The 14,908-nt window shown below is 74.0% G+C and carries 15 protein-coding genes; 4 read left to right on the forward strand and 11 right to left on the reverse strand.

All coding sequences use genetic code 11. The features are described 5' to 3' along the window. Positions 1-2: 2 nt before the first annotated feature. From ACIRFH_RS22425 to ACIRFH_RS22460, 8 genes are all read right to left on the reverse strand, one after another. Positions 3-602, reverse strand: coding sequence for an SIS domain-containing protein (locus ACIRFH_RS22425; protein ID WP_403523500.1), 600 nt, complete (start codon positions 600-602; stop codon positions 3-5). Continuing rightward, positions 602-1,819 (reverse strand): glycosyltransferase, encoded by a 1,218-nt coding sequence (locus ACIRFH_RS22430; protein ID WP_403523503.1) that lies wholly within the window; start codon positions 1,817-1,819, stop codon positions 602-604. Before ACIRFH_RS22430 ends, ACIRFH_RS22425 begins: the two co-directional genes overlap by 1 nt. Next, positions 1,816-2,775: a glycosyltransferase gene (locus ACIRFH_RS22435; protein WP_403523506.1), complete on the reverse strand. Its 960-nt coding sequence runs from the start codon at positions 2,773-2,775 to the stop codon at positions 1,816-1,818. Before ACIRFH_RS22435 ends, ACIRFH_RS22430 begins: the two co-directional genes overlap by 4 nt. Next, entirely contained in the window at positions 2,772-3,761 is a 990-nt protein-coding gene (locus ACIRFH_RS22440; RefSeq protein WP_403523509.1) for a glycosyltransferase family 9 protein, read from the reverse strand. Before ACIRFH_RS22440 ends, ACIRFH_RS22435 begins: the two co-directional genes overlap by 4 nt. Further along, positions 3,758-4,366 (reverse strand): D-glycero-alpha-D-manno-heptose-1,7-bisphosphate 7-phosphatase, encoded by a 609-nt coding sequence (locus tag ACIRFH_RS22445; RefSeq protein ID WP_403523512.1) that lies wholly within the window; start codon positions 4,364-4,366, stop codon positions 3,758-3,760. The genes ACIRFH_RS22440 and ACIRFH_RS22445 overlap by 4 nt, the downstream gene beginning before the upstream one ends. Further along, a complete protein-coding gene (locus ACIRFH_RS22450; RefSeq protein WP_403523515.1) occupies positions 4,363-5,382 on the reverse strand; it encodes a glycosyltransferase in 1,020 nt (339 codons plus the stop codon). Before ACIRFH_RS22450 ends, ACIRFH_RS22445 begins: the two co-directional genes overlap by 4 nt. Next, on the reverse strand, positions 5,379-7,019 hold the full coding sequence (locus tag ACIRFH_RS22455; protein ID WP_403523518.1) for a carbamoyltransferase: 1,641 nt from the start codon (positions 7,017-7,019) through the stop codon (positions 5,379-5,381). Before ACIRFH_RS22455 ends, ACIRFH_RS22450 begins: the two co-directional genes overlap by 4 nt. Positions 7,020-7,244: 225 nt before the next feature. Continuing rightward, positions 7,245-8,222, reverse strand: a complete 978-nt coding sequence (locus tag ACIRFH_RS22460) for a UDP-glucuronic acid decarboxylase family protein (RefSeq protein ID WP_403523521.1) — start codon at positions 8,220-8,222, stop codon at positions 7,245-7,247. A 129-nt stretch (positions 8,223-8,351) separates the two neighbouring features. Here ACIRFH_RS22460 and ACIRFH_RS22465 point away from each other — a divergent pair, with 129 nt between their 5' ends. The 3 genes from ACIRFH_RS22465 to ACIRFH_RS22475 all read left to right on the forward strand — a co-directional run bounded on the left by ACIRFH_RS22465 (position 8,352) and on the right by ACIRFH_RS22475 (position 10,580). Beyond that, positions 8,352-9,143, forward strand: coding sequence for a polysaccharide deacetylase family protein (locus ACIRFH_RS22465; protein ID WP_403523525.1), 792 nt, complete (start codon positions 8,352-8,354; stop codon positions 9,141-9,143). Between the two features lie 303 nt (positions 9,144-9,446). After that, entirely contained in the window at positions 9,447-10,031 is a 585-nt protein-coding gene (locus ACIRFH_RS22470) for a YdeI family protein (protein WP_403523528.1), read from the forward strand. A 108-nt stretch (positions 10,032-10,139) separates the two neighbouring features. Beyond that, positions 10,140-10,580 carry an SRPBCC family protein gene (locus tag ACIRFH_RS22475; RefSeq protein ID WP_403523531.1) on the forward strand — a complete coding sequence of 147 codons (441 nt, stop codon included), beginning with the start codon at positions 10,140-10,142 and terminating at the stop codon, positions 10,578-10,580. A gap of 16 nt (positions 10,581-10,596) precedes the next feature. On the opposite strand, the gene ACIRFH_RS22480 is transcribed toward ACIRFH_RS22475, so the two are convergent. Beyond that, positions 10,597-10,995, reverse strand: a complete 399-nt coding sequence (locus ACIRFH_RS22480; RefSeq protein ID WP_403523534.1) for a hypothetical protein — start codon at positions 10,993-10,995, stop codon at positions 10,597-10,599. A 102-nt stretch (positions 10,996-11,097) separates the two neighbouring features. On the opposite strand from ACIRFH_RS22480, the gene sigJ reads away from it, so the two are divergent. Further along, the gene (gene sigJ / locus ACIRFH_RS22485) at positions 11,098-12,081 is read left to right on the forward strand and encodes an RNA polymerase sigma factor SigJ (RefSeq protein WP_403523537.1); all 984 of its coding nucleotides are present in this window, start codon (positions 11,098-11,100) and stop codon (positions 12,079-12,081) included. A 134-nt stretch (positions 12,082-12,215) separates the two neighbouring features. Here the strand turns inward: sigJ and ACIRFH_RS22490 are convergent, their stop codons facing one another. Beyond that, positions 12,216-13,367, reverse strand: coding sequence for an XdhC family protein (locus ACIRFH_RS22490; RefSeq protein WP_403523539.1), 1,152 nt, complete (start codon positions 13,365-13,367; stop codon positions 12,216-12,218). 51 nt (positions 13,368-13,418) lie between these two features. Next, positions 13,419-14,876 carry an NCS2 family permease gene (locus tag ACIRFH_RS22495; protein WP_403523543.1) on the reverse strand — a complete coding sequence of 486 codons (1,458 nt, stop codon included), beginning with the start codon at positions 14,874-14,876 and terminating at the stop codon, positions 13,419-13,421. Between the last annotated feature and the right edge of the window lie 32 nt (positions 14,877-14,908).

A 14,908-nucleotide genomic window follows, 5' to 3' on the forward strand; every position in this document is an offset into this window, starting at 1 on the left:
CGTCACCTCCGCGTCGTCCTGCCCCGCGCGCCCCGGTCCAGGGCGGCGTCGAAGGCCGCGCAGATCATGTGCACGGCGACCAGGTGGATCTCCTGGACGGTGGCCGTCGAGGGGGCGTCCACGCACAGCGACTCGTCGCTGCCCGCCATGAGCGGGTTGGGTTCGCAGCCGGTGAGCGCCCACACCCGCATGCCGGTGACGCGTGCGGCGTCGGCGGCGGACAGCAGGTTGGCGCTGGCACCGGACGTGGACAGCAGCATCAGCACGTCGCCCTCGCGGCCGTGGGCGCGCACCTGGCGGGCGAACACCTCGTCGACGCCGTAGTCGTTGGCGATCGCGGTGGTGCTGGAGGTGTCGGCGTGCAGGGCGATCGCGGAGAACGGCGGCCGGTCGTCGCGGTAGCGGCCGACGAGTTCGGCGGTCAGGTGCTGGGCCTGGGCGGCGCTGCCGCCGTTGCCGGCGGCCAGCAGCCTGCCGCCGCCGGACAGGACGTCGGCGAGCCGCTCGCCCCAGCGTTCGGTGATGTGCGCGGAGGCACGGAAGGCGTCCAGCGCCTCCTGGAGTTCGTCGCAGTGCCCGAGAACGGGCGGGTGCACGGTCATCACGCCACCTCCTTCGACAGGGCGTGGTCGGCGAGCGTCAGGCGGTACACCTGTTCCGCGCCGTCGGCGACGCGCCGCCACGTGTAGTGCGTCAGGACGCGTTCGCGGCCGGCCGCGCCGTACCGGCGGCGCAGTTCCTCGTCCGCGAGGAGTTCGCAGGCGGCCTCGGCGATCGCGTCCGGGTCCTGCGGGGCGACGAGGCGGCCGGTGACCCCGTCGGCGACGGAGTCGCGGTGGCCGCCGACGTCGGTGGCGAGGACGGGCACGCCGCAGGCCATGGCCTCCAGCGGGACGATGCCGAAGGGTTCGTAGACCGGGGTGCACAGCACCAGGTCGGAGCTGCCGAGCAGGGCGGGCATGTCGCGCGGGTCGACCGCGCCGAGCAGCCGGACCCGGTCGGCGACGCCGGCGCGGTGGGCCAGCGCGGTCAGGCGCCGCGCCTCGGGGTCGGCGGCCACGGCGTCGGACGGGGGGCCGCCCGCGATGAGGAGTTCGGTGTCGGGGATGTCGACGAGGGCCTGGATCGCCTGGTCGTAGCCCTTGCGGGGCACCAGCCGGCCGCAGGCCAGCAGGCGGTGCCGCTGCCGTCGGGCGGGGGTGCGGCCGGAGGCGGCGCCGGGGCGGAAGTGCCCGGCGTCGACGCCGCAGGGCACGACGGACACCTGCCGGGGCGGTACGCCCATGTCGCCGAGTTCGACGACCTCGTCGGTGCAGGTGGCCAGCACCCGTTCGCAGGTGCGGCCGATCTGCCGCTCGATGCCGATGCGTTCGTACGGGCTGGTGTCCCGCATGCCCTGGTGGCGCCGCTTGACGGTGCCCAGGGCGTGGAAGGTCTGCACGACGGGGATGCCGTGCGGTCCGGCGCCGATCTGGGAGGCCATGCCGGACATCCAGAAGTGGGCGTGGACCACGTCGGGCCGCTCCCGGCTCCACGCGCGCGCCAGACAGGCGCCGAAGGTCGGCATGTGCGGGAACAGGTCGTCCTTGGGGAGGACCTCGGCCGGCCCGGCCGGGACGTGCTCGACGATGCCGCCGCCGGGCAGCGGCACCCGATCGGGCAGGTCCAGCGAGTCACGGCGGGTGTAGACCGTGACGTCGTGGCCGCGCCGGGCCAACTCCTCGGTGAGACGGGCCACGTAGACGTTCTGTCCACCGGCGTCGACGCCGCCGAGCGCGGCGAGCGGGCTCGCGTGCTCGGACACCATGGCGATCCTCATCGGGTCACCTCCTTCAGCAACCGCTCCCAGTCGTCCAGGAAGCGGGACAGCCCGTAGCGGGACAGGGCCGCCGCGCGGGCCGCCTCGCCGACGGCCCGCGCGTGCGGCGGGTCGGCGAGGAAGTCGCGTACGGCGTCGGTCAGTACGTCGATGCGGTTGGAGACGACTCCGGCGCCCGGGGGGACGGCCTCGGTCACCTCCGTGGTGGCGAGCGCGACCACGGGCATGCCCAGGTGCATGGCCTCCAGCAGGGACAGGCCCAGCGAGGTCCAGCGCACGGGGTGGACGTAGACGCGCCGGCGGGCCAGCTCGGTGTGCAGGTCGCTCTGGGCGACGTCCCGGGTGCGGCAGCGTCCGGGGTCGACGCCGATGTGTGCGGCGAGTCCCTCGGTGCGCATGCCGAACACGTCGAGCGGGGCGGCGCGCGCAAATTCGGGCAGCAGGTCCGTGCCGGTCGTACGGCCGCGCCGTATCGGCTCGTTGACGACGACGGCCGCCCGCTCCAGCTCGCCGGTCCAGCGGTGGCCGGGGTCGACGATGCCGTGTTCGACGACGGTGGCGGGCGTCGTCCCGGAGTCCCACATCAGCCGGTTGAAGTGGGTGACGTGGACGAGGGTGACGCCGGGGATGTCGGCGGCGGGGTGGCGGGTGTCGGGTACCCCTGGAGCGCGGCCGTCGGGGGCGTTGTGCTCCAGGTAGACCAGGGGCGGGCGGCGGCCCAGCCATTGGTCGACCAGGGCGAGTTCGTGCGGGCGCTGGAGGATCACGAGGTCGACGTCCTCGTCCCGCAGCCGCTCGGGCGGGACCTCGACCACCGACGCGGGCCAGTCCCAGGTGCGGGCGCGGCCGAGGCCGTCGGGTCCGCGGTCCGGGGTGACCGGGAGGAGGTAGGTGTGGGGGCCCTGCACGAAGGCCGTGGTCCACGACCCGTGCACGTGCCAGATGAGGATCCTCATGCCTCCCCCAGGAGTTTCTCGACGGCGGCGGCCACGTCGGTGCCGGTGACGGTGGTCAGGCAGGGGTGGCCGGGGACGGGGCACTCGCGGGCCCTGCTGTCGGCGCAGGGCGCGTCCTGGTCGCCGAGCAGGACGTACGGGACGCCGTACGGCCGCCAGCGCTCGGCCGGTACGACCGGGGCGAACAGGGACACCACGGGGGTGCCGACGGCGGCGGCGAGGTGGGCGGGCGCGGTGTTGCCGGTGACGACGACCGAGGCGCCCGCGAGGACGCCGGACAGTTCCGGTGCCTCGGTGCGGCCGCCGAGGTCGGTGCCGTGGGTGCCCGCGACGTACGCGGTGAGGCCGCGCTCGTCGGGGCCGCCGGTGACCAGCACCCGGTGCCCGGCGGCGGCCAGTTCGCGTACGGCCTCGGCGCTGCGCTCGGGGCTCCAGGCGCGGGCGGGGACACTGGCGCCGGGGTGCAGGACGACGTACGGGCCGGGTCCGGTGAGGTCGTCGGTGCGGGGCGGCGGGTGCACCCGGAGCCTGCCGTCGTCGGGCCGCGGGAACCCGGCCGCCTCGGCGAGGTCGAGGGCGGCCTCCACCTCGTGGGCGTGCGGGGCGCGGCGGTGGCGCAGGTCGAGCAGGGAGCCGGGGTAGTCCACGCTGTCGGCGGCGATGTACCGGACGCCGGCCAGGCGCAGCACCAGGGCGGTGGGCAGCGGGGACTGGTGGAAGGAGGTGAGGACCAGCGCGGTGTCGGCGTCGATCCTCTCGGCGAGGGCGTCGATGTCCTCCCGGCTGACGTCGGGCGGCTCGAATCCGCCCCACGGCGCGTCCCACACCAGGATCTCGTCCACGCCGGGCAGCAGCCGGGCCGCGGGCGCGCCGCGCGGTCCGCACAGCAGGGTGACGTGGTCGGCGCGGGCGGCGACGGCGCGCACGGCGGGCCCGGCGAGCAGTACGTCGCCGAAGCTGTCGAGCCGGGTGACCAGTGCCTTCATCGCGGCCTCCCGCGGGTGCCGGCGGCGCCGCCCGTGGCGAACGCCGCCTTGACGGGGCGTTCGTCGGCCAGGACGCGGCCCTTCGGCGGGCCGGTGAGGAGGGCGCGTACGGCGGTCAGGACGTCGGGGGCGATGTGGTCGGCGGCGGCCGTCTCCTCGGGCCGGGTCTGTTCGTTGGGGACGAGGATGCCGTGGGCGCCCGCCCGTCGCGCGGCCTCGACGTCGGCGCCGATGTCGCCGATGACGACGCAGTCGGCGGGGTCGGTGCAGATCCGTCCGGCCGCCCACAGGACCAGTCCCGGCTGCGGCTTGCGGCAGTGGCAGCCGTCGTCGGGGCCGTGCGGGCAGACCGCCCAGACGTCGAAGGGGCCGATCAGCTCGTCGACGCGCCGGTTGACGCGGCGCACGTCGGCGTCGCCGATCAGGCCGCGGGCGACGCCGGACTGGTTGGTGACGACGCCGACGCCGATGCCGTGCTCGCGCAGCAGCGCGACCGCCTCGCGGGCGCCGTCGACGGGCCGGACCCGTTCGGGGTCGCCGTTGTGGGGGACGTCGTGGACGAGGGTGCCGTCGCGGTCGAAGAGCACGGCCTTGACGGGGCTCATGCGGCCACCTCCCGCCAGGCGCGGGCACCGCGGTGCCGCCACAGTCCGCTCAGCCGGTACCAGGTCGCGGCGGGCGGGACGAGGACGCTGGTGACCAGCATGGTCGTCACCTCGTCGCGGGTGCGCGGTCCGGGGGCGATGCGGGCCCAGGCGAACTCGGCGGTGCCGGCGGCCCAGCCGAGCCCGGCGAGCGCGGCGGCCCGGGGGCGGCCGGCGACCGCGAGGGCGAGGGCGGCGACGCCGGCGGCGGTGATCGCGGCGTGGCGGCGGATCCGGCCCCGGGGGGCCATCGCCTTGGACCACCAGTCGGGGCCGTGCAGGCGCCGCATCAGGGCGTCGTCGGCGTTGCCGCGCTGCTGTGCGAGGGACACCCAGCGGGAGGCGGGGCGGACGGGGTGGCGGGTGGTGCGGCGGCCCCGCTGGATGCGCCAGCCGGCGTCGAGGACGCGCAGCGCGAGGTCGGCGTCCTCGCGGAAGGCGCGCGGGAAGCGTTCGTCGAAGCCGTGGACCCGCTTGAGCACGTCGGTGCGGTAGGCCATGTCGGCGGTGATCCAGCGGGCCTGCGCGAGCCCGGCGGTGCCGCGTTCCCAGTCGGTGGGGCGGCGTTCGCCGGGCAGGGGGACGGCGATGACGCCCTGGACGGCGCCGGTGTCGGGGGCGGCCTCGGCGAGGTCCTGGACCAGTTGGTCGCACCAGTGCGGGCCGACCTGGACGTCGTCGTCGAGGAAGGCGGTCCACGGCGAGGTGACCGCGCGGATGCCGGTGTTGCGGGCGGCGGCGGGCCCCCGGCCCCCGCTGCGCAGCACGACGGTGCGTTCGCGCAGGTCGCCGAGGACGCTCAGCGGGTGCTCCAGGGCGGCCGGGTCGGCGTCGGGGGCGGGCCGGTCGTCGACGAGGACGATCTCGTCGGGCCCGGGGCCGGTCGCGGCGGCCAGCGCGGCCAGGCAGTCGGCCAGCGTCTCGCGGACGAGCGTGGGGATGACGACGGCGTAGCCGGTCATGGGGGCGCCGCTCATCCGAACGCCTTCCCCCGGCGCACCGCGAACGGGCCGATGGCCAGCAGGTCCACGGGCGCGGAGCCGAAGCACTCCAGCGCGTCGCGCGGGTCGTCGACCATGGGCCGCCCGGCGGTGTTGAGGCTGGTGTTGACGACGACGGGCAGCCCGGTGCGCTTCTCGAAGGAGGCCAGCATCCGCGCGACGAGCGGCTCGCGGCGCTCCTCGACGGTCTGGATGCGGGCGGTGCCGTCGACGTGGACGACGGCCGGGATGCGGTCGCGCCAGGCGGGGGCGACGTCGTGCACGAAGAGCATGTACGGGCTGGGGATCGGCCCGGTGAAGATGTCGGCGGCGCGGCCGGCCAGCACCATCGGCGCCACGGGGCGGAACTCCTCGCGGCCCTTGACGTGGTTGAGGCGTTCCAGGTTCTCCGCGCGGCCCGGGTGGGCCAGCAGGGAGCGGTGCCCGAGGGCGCGCGGCCCGAACTCGCTGCGGCCCTGGAACCAGGCGACGATGCCGTCCCGGGCGAGTTCCTCGGCGACCGTCTCGGCGATGTCGTCCGGTTCCTCGTAGGGGATCGCGGCCGTCTGGAGCCAGGCGCGGATCTCGTCGTCGCTCCAGCCGCGGCCGAGGTCGGCGCCGGGCATGGGCGCGGGGGCGGTGCCCTCCTGGGCGGCGGCCACGTGCAGGGCGCCGCCGAGGGCGGTTCCGGCGTCGCCGGCGGCGGGCTGCACCCACACGTGCCGGTACGGGCCGCGCGCGGCGATCTTCGAGTTGGCGACGCAGTTCAGGGCGACGCCGCCGGCCATGGTGAGGGCCTCGCCGCCGGCCTCGCGGTGCAGCCAGTGGACGAGTTCGAGGAGCAGTTCCTCCAGCACCGCCTGGGTGCTGGCGGCCAGGTCCGCGTGGTCCTTCGTCCAGTCCTCGCCCTGGGCGCGGGCCGGGGCGAGGGCCGCCCAGTCGACGCCGTGGGCGCGGAAGCCGCCGTCGCCGGTGGCGTGGACGTGCTCGCGCAGCCGGTCCAGGAAGCGGGGCTTGCCGTAGGAGGCGAGGGCCATCACCTTGTACTCGTCGCTGCTGCGCAGGAAGCCGAGGTGCTCGGTCAGTTCCTCGTAGACCAGGCCCAGCGAGTGCGGGAGTGCCTGGGTGGCGAGGGTGTCGAGCTTGCCGTCGCGGTAGCGGCCGGCCAGGTGGGAGGCGCACTCGCCGCGCCCGTCGAGGACGAGGACGTCGTTGTCGGGGTGGGGTGAGGCCGGTCCGGCGGAGGCGGCGTGGGCCACGTGGTGGGGGACGAAGACGACCTGGTCGGGGTCGAGTCCGGGCAGCGCGTCGGCGAGGAACCCCGGGGCCCGGCGGGCGTATTCGAGGCGCAGCGGGTCCCAGGGGTCGTCCAGGCCCATGTCGCGGGCGGGCCGGGCGAGCCGGGGGTCGAAGGAGTACGCGACGGCGTCGAGTTCCTCGGGCCGCACCCCGGCGTGTTCCAGGCACCACCGCGCCGACAGTTCCGGCACCTCCCACGCGGAGAAGGGCACCGGGCGCTTGCCGTGCTTGCGGCGGCTGAAGCGCTCTTCCTCGGCGGCCGCGACGGTCCGGCCGTCGACGACGAGTGCGGCGGCCGGGTCGTGGAACAGGGCGTTGATACCGAGGATGCGCATGGGGTGTGCTCCGTCCCGGGCGTCTGCTGGGTCTGTCTGGCCTGGCGGGTGCCGTGGTGCGGCTGACTCAAACACTTGGAGACAGCTCAATTCCGGAAATGGGCTGATTCGTCGCGGAGTGTGAAGTGTGCGCGCGCCATCCCGCGGAGGTTTGCGCGGCGGCTGACGCGCACCGCCCCGCCGGACGCCCGCACAGCGGCCGACGCGCACCGCCCCGCCGGGGGCCTACGCGGCGACGGAGTGCGCGAACCAGCCGATGGTCCGCTCCAGGCCCTCGCTCCAGCCGACCCGCGGCCGCCAGCCGAGCCGCTCCCGGGCGAGGGTCGTGTCGGGCCTGCGTCGGCCCGGGTCGTCGACGGGCCGTTCGACGAAGCGGATGCGGGAGCCGGAGCCGGTGAGTTCGACGATGCGCCGGGCCAGTTCCAGCATGGTGATCTCGTCGGAGCCGCCGATGTTGACCGGGCCGCTCTCGCCGGAGGCGGCCAGGGCGAGGACGCCGTCGACGGTGTCGTCGACGTAGCACAGGGAACGGGTCTGGCCGCCGTCCCCGGCGACGGTGAGGGGCATGCCGTCCAGGGCCTGCGCGATGAAGGTCGGCACGGCGCGGCCGTCGCCGGTGCGCATCCGGGGGCCGTACGTGTTGAAGATGCGCACGATGGCGGTGTTGGTGCCGTGCACCTGGCGGTGGGCGGTGACCAGGGCCTCGGCGAAGCGCTTGGACTCGTCGTAGACGCTGCGCGGGCCGATCGGGTTGACGTTGCCCCAGTAGCTCTCGCGCTGCGGGTGTTCGAGCGGGTCGCCGTAGACCTCGGAGGTGGAGGCGAGCAGGAAGCGGGCACCGTCGGCGCGGGCCCGCTCCAGGGCGTTGCGGGTGCCGGTGCTGCCGACGTCGAGGGTCTCCAGGGGAAGCCGGAGGTAGTCGGCGGGCGAGGCCGGGCAGGCGAAGTGCAGGACGAGGTCGAAGCGGCCGGGCAGACCGCGCAGGGCCGCCGGGTCGGTCGCGTCGGCCCGGACGAAGCGGAAGCCGCGGTGCCGTTCCAGGTCGGCCACGTTGCTCCGGGAGCCGGTGGCCAGGTTGTCGAGGCAGACGACGTCGGTGCCGTCGTCCAGCAGCCGGTGGCACAGGTGGGATCCCACGAACCCGGCGCCGCCGGTCACCAGGGCCCGGCGCCAGGCGCGTCCACCCACAGGACTCTCGCTCACGGGTCTCTCCTCACTCTCGCCGACACGTTCGTGCCGGCTGAGTAACCCGGTGCAAGCCCCCGCTACCTCGAACGCGCATACGAGGGACCACTATGCACTGCGTATATACCCGCTGTGTATATTCCTCGCATGCCTTCGCTGACCAGCAAGACGACAAAGACCGGGACCAGGTTGCGTGGAGCCGCGATTCTCGCGGCGGCCGCCTCGCTGACACTGGCACTGAGCGGCTGCACCAAGCTCGAGACGACCTCCCCCAGCTCCGTCCGGGGCGCGGCCGGCGCCCAGGCGCGGGCCGCGGGCGGCTTCGGCACCGTCGACTGCCGCAAGGCCAAGTGCATAGCGCTGACCTTCGACGCCGGACCGAGCGAGCACTCCGCCAAGCTGCTCGACATACTCAAGGAGAAGCAGGTCCCGGCGACCTTCTTCCTGCTCGGCAAACGGCACATCGACACGTATCCGGAACTCGTCAAGCGTATGGCCGCCGAGGGCCACGAGGTGGCCAACCACACCTGGACGCACAAGATCCTCACAGATGCCGAGCCGGACGAGATACGCGAGGAACTGGAGCGCCCCAACAAGGAGATAGAGCGCCTGACCGGACACCGCCCCACGCTGATGCGCCCGCCGCAGGGCCGCACCGACGACACGGTGCACGACATCAGCCGCGAGCTGGGCCTGTCGGAGGTGCTGTGGAGCGTGACCGCCAAGGACTACAAGACGAACGACTCCGACCTGATCACCGAGCGCGTCCTGGACCAGTCCTCCCGGGACGGCATCATCCTGCTGCACGACCTCTACGACGGCACCGTGCCCGCCGTGCCCGGCATCATCGACGCGCTCAAGAAGCGCGGCTACGTGTTCGTGACGGTGCCGCAGCTGCTGGCCCCGGGCAAGGCCGAACCGGGCAAGGTGTACCGCTAGGCCTTCCGTTCGGATCATGCCGCGGACGCGGGATCCGGCCCGCCCGTCCGCGGTGTTGACAGGTCCCGCCGCTTCCCTGCGGCTCCCGCTGCTTCCCTGCGGCCCGACCCGTACGAGAGACCCCGGGGCATCGTGGTGGGTCCGCCCACGAACTCGGTGATCGCGAGGGTGGCGCGCGCGGACCGTCTCGGCCTCTTCCGCCGGCTCGGACGAAAGTGGCCGAAGACCGATCGTCACGCGTCGGCCGTACCGGCCGCGGCCCGGGCATTGATCCGCTTCCGGCCGCACCCTAGCCTGGCCCGCATGGAGGAGTTCAACGGGGTGGAAATCCTCGCGTTCCCGGATGCGGCGGCCTTCGACGCGTGGCTGACCGCGCACCACGGGCGCCGAGAGGGCGTGTGGGTCAAGGTCGCGAAGAAGGCGTCCGGGATCGCGTCGGTCACCGATGACGAACTGGTCGACGTGGGGCTGTGCTGGGGCTGGATCTCCGGGCAGCGCCGGGGCCTGGACGACCGGTACTACCTCCAGAAGTACGGACCGCGGAGACCGAGGAGCCTGTGGTCGCGGGTGAACGTCGAGAAGGTCGCGGCGCTGGCGGCGGCGGGCCGGATGCGGGAGCCCGGCCTCGCCGAGGTCCGACGGGCCCGGGAGGACGGTCGCTGGGACCGCGCGTACGCGTCGCAGGCGACAGCGACCGTCCCCGACGACCTCGCCGCGGCACTCGCCGCGGATCCGGCGGCGCGCGAGGCGTTCGACTCACTCGACCGCACCGCCCGCTACCTCGTGATGCTCCCGCTCCTCCAGGCCGCGACGCCGGAGACCCGGCGGACACGGCTGGAGCGGGCGATACGGGACCTGGCGAAGGGGCGGCAGGCGGGCGAAGGGTGACCCTCTCCGCCGGGCCTCCACCCCGCGCGCGGACGGGTGTCGACGCGATCGCCGACATCGCCGGAGCCCTGACATCCTGGCAGCGCTCCGCGCGCATACGATCGTGACGTGGTCACCTTCTCGCTCGAACGCACCGCTCCGCTCCCTCCGGACGAGGCATGGCGACGGCTCACCGCATGGCACCGCCACGGCGACGCCGTGCCGCTGACCCGGGTCACCGTGACCACTCCCCCGCCCACGGCCGTGGGCACGGTGGTGGTCGCCCGCACCGGGATCGGCCCCCTCGCCTTCGACGACACCATGGAGGTGACCGTCTGGGAGCCGCCACGAAAGGACGCGCCCGGCCGGTGCCGGCTGGTCAAGCGGGGCCGGCTGATCAGGGGGTGGGCCGAGATCGAGGTCAGGCCGGGCCCCGGCGGACGGGCACGGGTGGTCTGGCGCGAGGAGCTGCGCGTCCGCCTGTTGCCGTCCCTCTTCGACGGCGTGCTGGGCCGGTCGGGACGGTACGTGTTCGGACGGGCGGTGAACCGGCTGCTCAGGCGGCCCTGAGCAGCCCCGCCGGGCGTCAGCGCCGGGTCTCCGGGCGGACCAGGTCCAGCAGGCTCAGGCCGAACATCAGGACACCCAGGGGGAGATGGACCGACGGAACGTGCGCGATGCCGAGCACGACCTGGACCGAGGCGAGGACGAGGAAACCCGTGGCGTGCCATACGGGGCGTACCGAGCCGCCGCCCGGCTTCCACGCCAGCACCGCCGCGAGCACGTACAGCATCGACGCCCCGTACATCACCCGGGCTCCGACGCTGTGCAGCGTCTCTCCGTAGGACGAGGTCAGCAACAAGCCCGCGGAGATCGCCTGGAGGAAGATGGTGAGGGTCTGCAGGGCGATCGCGGCCCGCAGGAACGAGGAGGCGCGCCGCGTGTCCGCCGTCGCCATCGCTGTCGTCGTCACCTGAGTGGTCATGCGGCAGTCCCCTTTTCCCGCCCTCGGGCAGTAGATCGGTAAGGTCTCACCGGTCCGACGACGCGGGCCTGCGAAAGGTAAGGCGAGGGGGCGGCCGGAATCATGGGGACTGTCGGGACCAGCGCGGACGAGACGGTGGGCGAGCGGCGTCAACTGATCAATGTCGCCTACCGGTTGCTCGGTTCGGTGACCGAGGCCGAGGACGCCGTGCAGGACGCCTACGCGCGGTGGTACGGGCTGCCACGAAGCCGACGGGAGGAGGTCCGCTCCCCCGGTGCCTGGCTGACGACGGTGACCAGCCGCATCTGTCTGGACCGGCTCGGTTCGGCCCGGGCCCGCCGGGAGCGCTACGTCGGCGCCTGGCTGCCCGAGCCGTTGCCCGACCGCACCGAGTGGGGCCACGCCGGCGGCGCCGGTCCCCTGGAGCGCACCGACCCCGCCGACCAGATCGTCATGGACGAATCGGTGACCATGGCCTTCCTCGTCGTCCTGGAGTCGATGACGCCGGCCGAGCGGGTGGCATTCGTCCTGCACGACGTCTTCCGGTACCCGTTCGCCGAGATCGCCGGCGTTCTCGGCCGGACCCCCGCGGCCTGCAAGCAGTTGGCGGCCTCCGCCCGGCGGCGGGTGAGCGCCGCGCACGCTCCGGTGACGACGTCCGGCCAGGCCGACGTGGTGCGGCACGTCAAGGAGGCGTGGCAGACCAAGGACATCGCGGCTCTCGTCGGTCTCCTGGACCCGGCCGCCGTGATGGCCGCCGACGGCGGTGGCATGGTCAGCACCGTCCTGCGCCCGGTCGAGGGCGCCGCGCGCATCGCTCAGTACATGGCCGCCATCGCCGACAAGGCACCGGGGCTCGAACTCCTGGAGCGGTCGGTCAACGGTATGCCCGGTCTGGTGGCCCGGCGGGCCGGCGTCGTCGTGACCGTGGCCGCGTTCGACGTCCGCGACGGACACGTCAACCGGATCTGGGTGGTCCGCAACCCGGAGAAGCTGCGGTGCTGGGAGCGGGAGGATCCCCCGTCGCCCGCTCGGCAGAGCGCCCAGCCGCCACCGCCGGACGAGCGCGGGGCGGAACGCGCGTGACGGCGCTCCCGTCCTCACGCCTTCCGTCCGCCGCCGCTCCCTCTGGAAAAGGCCGACGGCGGCCGGGACCCCCTTCCGGAACCGCATCCTCGACGACCCGGTGGCGGACCGCCGCCTGAGCCGGGGCGGGGCGTTCAGGCCACGGAGCCGGCCCGGTCGGTCGCGGTCGGGGCGTCGGCGTGGTGGATCGGGGTGTGGGCGCCGGTCAGCGGGGCGCCGCTGCCGCCGCGGCGGGCGGCGACGATCTCCGCGGCGATGGACAGGGCCGTCTCCTCGGGCGTGCGGGCGCCGAGGTCCAGGCCGATGGGGGACCTGAGGCGGCTCAGCTCCAGGTCGCTCACGCCGGCCTCGCGCAGACGCTCGTCGCGGTCCAGGTGGGTGCGGCGGGAGCCCATCGCGCCGACGTAGGCGACCGGCAGGCGCAGGGCCAGTTCGAGGAGCGGTACGTCGAACTTGGCGTCGTGGGTCAGGACGCACAGCACCGTGCGGGCGTCGACGGTGGTGCGCGCCAGGTACTCGTGCGGCCACTCCACGACGATCTCGTCCGCGTCCGGGAAGCGGGCCCGCGTCGCGAAGACGGGGCGCGCGTCGCACACCGTCACGTGGTGGCCGAGGAACTTGCCGACGCGGACCAGTGCCGAGGCGAAGTCGATCGCACCGAAGACGATCATGCGAGGGGGCGGGACGGACGACTCGACCAGGAGCGTGAGCGGCGCTCCGCAGCGCGAGCCCCGCTCCCCGATCTCCAGCGTGCCCGTGCGACCCGCGTCCAGGAAGGCGCCCGCCTCGGCGGCCACCGTGCGGTCCAGTTCGGGGTGGGTGCCGAAGCCGCCGGTGCGGGAGCCGTCCGGGCGGACGGCCAGGGCGCGGCCCATGAGGTCCGCCGGGCCGCTCACGATCCGCGCCAGCGCCGCCGCCGCCCCGCGCGCGGCGGCGGCGAGGGCGGCGGCGACGGCCGGGCGGGCGGGGCCGTCCGCCCGTACCGGCGTGACGAGGACGTCGATGATCCCGCCGCAGGTCAGGCCTACGGCGAAGGCGTCCTCGTCGCTGTAGCCGAAGCGCTCGACGACGGTTCGGCCGTCCCGGAGCGCCTGTCGGCACAGCTCGTAGACGGCCCCCTCCACACAGCCGCCGGAGACCGAGCCGATCACCGTGCCGTCGGCGTCCACCGCGAGGGCGGCACCGGGCGGACGGGGGGCGCTGCCGCCGACGGCCACGACGGTGGCCACGGCGACGTCGCGTCCCTGCTCGACCCACCGGTGCAGCTCCTCGGCGATGTCCAGCATGCTCGGTCTCCTTGCCCGTGGTGATATGGAAGGGGTTCCCCGGGGGAGGGGCTAGTGCACGCCCATCCAGCTCTCGATGGGATGGAGGGCGAAGTAGACGAGGAAGATCGCCGTCAGCGCCCACATGAACGCGCCGATCTCCCGTGCCCTGCCCTGCGCGGTCTTGATGGCGACGTAGGAGATGACGCCGGCGGCGACGCCCGCCGTGATGGAGTACGTGAACGGCATCAGGACGACGGTCAGGAAGACCGGGATCGCGGTGGCCCGGTCGGCCCAGTCCACGTGCCGGGCGTTCATCATCATCATCGCGCCGATGACGACCAGCGCGGCCGAGGCCACCTCCTGCGGCACGATCGCGGTGATCGGCGTGAAGAAGAGGCAGGCCGCGAAGAACGCGCCGGTGACGACGGAGGCGAGTCCGGTGCGGGCGCCTTCGCCGACGCCGGTCGCGGACTCGACGAAGACGGTCTGGCCGGAGCCGCCCGCCACACCGCCGATGGCGCCGCCGGCGCCGTCGATGAACAGCGCCTTCGACAGGCCCGGCATCCGGCCCTTGTCGTCGGCGAGCTTCGCCTCGGTGCCGACGCCGATGATGGTGGCCATCGCGTCGAAGAACCCGGCCAGCACCAGCGTGAAGACGATCATGCCGACGGTCATCGCGCCGACCTCGCCCCAGCCGCCGAACTCCAGGCTGCCGAAGAGCGAGAAGTCGGGCATGGAGACCGCGCTGCCGTGCAGTTCCGGGGCGCCGTTGGCCCACTGCTTCGGGTCGATGACCCCGGCGGCGTTCAGCAGGACCGCGACGACGGTGCCGGAGACGATGCCGATCAGGATCGCGCCGGGGGTGTCGCGCGCCTGGAGCATGAAGATCAGGAGCAGGGTGCCCGCGAAGAGCAGGACGGGCCAGCCCGCGAGTTCACCGGCGGGGCCGAGCGTGAGCGGGGTGGACTCGCCCTTGTGGACGAAACCGCCCTTCACCAGGCCGATGATGGCGATGAACAGGCCGATGCCCATGGTGATGCCGTGCTTGAGGGCGAGCGGGATCGCGTTCATGATCATCTCGCGGAGCCCGGTGACCACGAGCAGCATGATCACCACGCCGTACATGACGCACATGCCCATGGCCTGCGGCCAGGTCATCTGGGGGGCGACCTGGCCGGCGATCACGCCGGACACCGAGAGTCCGGCGGCCAGGGCGAGCGGCACCTTGCCGACGAAGCCCATGAGGAGCGTGGTGACCGCCGCGGCGAGCGCCGTCGCGGTGATCAGGGCCTTCTGGCCCAGGGTGTCCCCCGCGGCGTCCTTGCCGGACAGGATCACGGGGTTGAGCAGGACGATGTACGCCATCGCCATGAAGGTGGTGATGCCGCCGCGCACCTCACGCGCCACCGTGGATCCACGGTGGGTTATGTGGAAGTACCGGTCGAGCCAGGACCGGCCGGCGGGGACGCGGGAGCCCGCGCCCGCGTCCTCGGCTGTGGTCCCGGGCTCGACTGACTGCTGGGTCATGGGGTCGTCTCCCAAGGTTCATAGGGGCACCC

Origin of the sequence: Streptomyces sp. NPDC093586 (assembly GCF_044764905.1) — a bacterium.
Classification (GTDB): domain Bacteria; phylum Actinomycetota; class Actinomycetes; order Streptomycetales; family Streptomycetaceae; genus Streptomyces.

Bases quoted from the DNA above. Each gene is read 5' to 3' on its own strand.
- sigJ (WP_403523537.1), top strand. From the start codon at position 11,098: ATGGGGACTGTCGGGACCAGCGCGGACGAGACGGTGGGCGAGCGGCGT.
- ACIRFH_RS22455 (WP_403523518.1), bottom strand. From the start codon at position 7,019: ATGCGCATCCTCGGTATCAACGCCCTGTTCCACGACCCGGCCGCCGCA.
- ACIRFH_RS22465 (WP_403523525.1), top strand. From the start codon at position 8,352: ATGCCTTCGCTGACCAGCAAGACGACAAAGACCGGGACCAGGTTGCGT.
- ACIRFH_RS22435 (WP_403523506.1), bottom strand. From the start codon at position 2,775: ATGAGGATCCTCATCTGGCACGTGCACGGGTCGTGGACCACGGCCTTC.
- ACIRFH_RS22480 (WP_403523534.1), bottom strand. From the start codon at position 10,995: ATGACCACTCAGGTGACGACGACAGCGATGGCGACGGCGGACACGCGG.
- ACIRFH_RS22495 (WP_403523543.1), bottom strand. From the start codon at position 14,876: ATGACCCAGCAGTCAGTCGAGCCCGGGACCACAGCCGAGGACGCGGGC.
- ACIRFH_RS22470 (WP_403523528.1), top strand. From the start codon at position 9,447: ATGGAGGAGTTCAACGGGGTGGAAATCCTCGCGTTCCCGGATGCGGCG.
- ACIRFH_RS22440 (WP_403523509.1), bottom strand. From the start codon at position 3,761: ATGAAGGCACTGGTCACCCGGCTCGACAGCTTCGGCGACGTACTGCTC.
- ACIRFH_RS22490 (WP_403523539.1), bottom strand. From the start codon at position 13,367: ATGCTGGACATCGCCGAGGAGCTGCACCGGTGGGTCGAGCAGGGACGC.
- ACIRFH_RS22450 (WP_403523515.1), bottom strand. From the start codon at position 5,382: ATGAGCGGCGCCCCCATGACCGGCTACGCCGTCGTCATCCCCACGCTC.
- ACIRFH_RS22430 (WP_403523503.1), bottom strand. From the start codon at position 1,819: ATGAGGATCGCCATGGTGTCCGAGCACGCGAGCCCGCTCGCCGCGCTC.
- ACIRFH_RS22425 (WP_403523500.1), bottom strand. From the start codon at position 602: ATGACCGTGCACCCGCCCGTTCTCGGGCACTGCGACGAACTCCAGGAG.
- ACIRFH_RS22445 (WP_403523512.1), bottom strand. From the start codon at position 4,366: ATGAGCCCCGTCAAGGCCGTGCTCTTCGACCGCGACGGCACCCTCGTC.